Origin of the sequence: Companilactobacillus musae, assembly GCF_003967595.1 — a bacterium.
In the GTDB taxonomy this organism is placed as follows: Bacteria; Bacillota; Bacilli; order Lactobacillales; family Lactobacillaceae; genus Companilactobacillus; species Companilactobacillus musae.
In genome coordinates this window covers 1-1762 of the sequence record NZ_BIFW01000015.1, presented here as the reverse complement: position 1 = coordinate 1762, position 1762 = coordinate 1, and the positions used below count along the sequence as shown (strand labels likewise).

1 rRNA gene is annotated in these 1762 nt (G+C 49.0%); it reads right to left on the bottom strand.

The features are described 5' to 3' along the window. Positions 1-65: 65 nt before the first annotated feature. Positions 66-1632 (bottom strand): 16S ribosomal RNA (locus LAB100_RS11455). Between the last annotated feature and the right edge of the window lie 130 nt (positions 1633-1762).

Genomic DNA, 1762 nt, shown 5'->3' with positions numbered 1-1762 from the left:
CTCAAAACTAAACAAAGTTTTAACAATTGTGTATTTCCGTTGGTACCAAAGTACCATATCCTTAGAAAGGAGGTGATCCAGCCGCAGGTTCTCCTACGGCTACCTTGTTACGACTTCACCCTAATCATTTGTCCCACCTTAGGCGGCTAGTTCCCCGAAGGGTTACCCCACCGACTTTGGGTGTTACAAACTCTCATGGTGTGACGGGCGGTGTGTACAAGGCCCGGGAACGTATTCACCGCGGCATGCTGATCCGCGATTACTAGCGATTCCAGCTTCATGTAGGCGAGTTGCAGCCTACAATCCGAACTGAGATCGGTTTTAAGTGATTTGCTTACCCTCGCGAGTTCGCAGCACGTTGTACCGACCATTGTAGCACGTGTGTAGCCCAGGTCATAAGGGGCATGATGATTTGACGTCGTCCCCACCTTCCTCCGGTTTGTCACCGGCAGTCTCACCAGAGTGCCCAACTGAATGCTGGCAACTGATAATAAGGGTTGCGCTCGTTGCGGGACTTAACCCAACATCTCACGACACGAGCTGACGACAACCATGCACCACCTGTATCCATGTCCCCGAAGGGAAAGACTAATCTCTTAGCTTTTCATGGTATGTCAAGACCTGGTAAGGTTCTTCGCGTTGCTTCGAATTAAACCACATGCTCCACCGCTTGTGCGGGCCCCCGTCAATTCCTTTGAGTTTCAATCTTGCGATCGTACTCCCCAGGCGGAGTGCTTAATGCGTTAGCTGCAGCACTGAAGGGCGGAAACCCTCCAACACTTAGCACTCATCGTTTACGGCATGGACTACCAGGGTATCTAATCCTGTTTGCTACCCATGCTTTCGAATCTCAGCGTCAGTTACAGACCAGAAAGCCGCCTTCGCCACTGGTGTTCTTCCATATATCTACGCATTCCACCGCTACACATGGAGTTCCACTTTCCTCTTCTGCACTCAAGTTTACCAGTTTTCGAAGCACTTCCTCGGTTGAGCCGAGGGCTTTCACTTCAAACTTAATAAACCGCCTACATTCTCTTTACGCCCAATAAATCCGGACAACGCTTGCCACCTACGTATTACCGCGGCTGCTGGCACGTAGTTAGCCGTGGCTTTCTGGTTGAATACCGTCAGTACGTGAACAGTTACTCTCACGCATGTTCTTCTTCAACAACAGAGTTTTACGATCCGAAAACCTTCTTCACTCACGCGGCATTGCTCCATCAGGCTTTCGCCCATTGTGGAAGATTCCCTACTGCTGCCTCCCGTAGGAGTTTGGGCCGTGTCTCAGTCCCAATGTGGCCGATTACCCTCTCAGGTCGGCTACGTATCATTGCCTTGGTGAGCTATTACCTCACCAACTAGCTAATACGCCGCGGGTCCATCCAAAAGCGATAGCAGAGCCATCTTTCAAACTACGATCATGTGAAAGTAGTTGTTATGCGGTATTAGCACCTGTTTCCAGATGTTATCCCCCACTTTAGGGCAGGTTACCCACGTGTTACTCACCCGTCCGCCACTCACTCGAATGTGAATCATGAAGCAAGCTTCAATCATCACGAGAGTGCGTACGACTTGCATGTATTAGGCATGCCGCCAGCGTTCGTCCTGAGCCAGGATCAAACTCTCATATTAAAAGTTTGTGACTCATAAAAATTATACTAGCGAATTGACTTCGTTGTAAATCCAACAAATAAATGTTGGCCTACACAATTTAGTGTTAAAACTTTGTTCAGTTTTCAAAGGTCTACCAGCTGATTAAGCG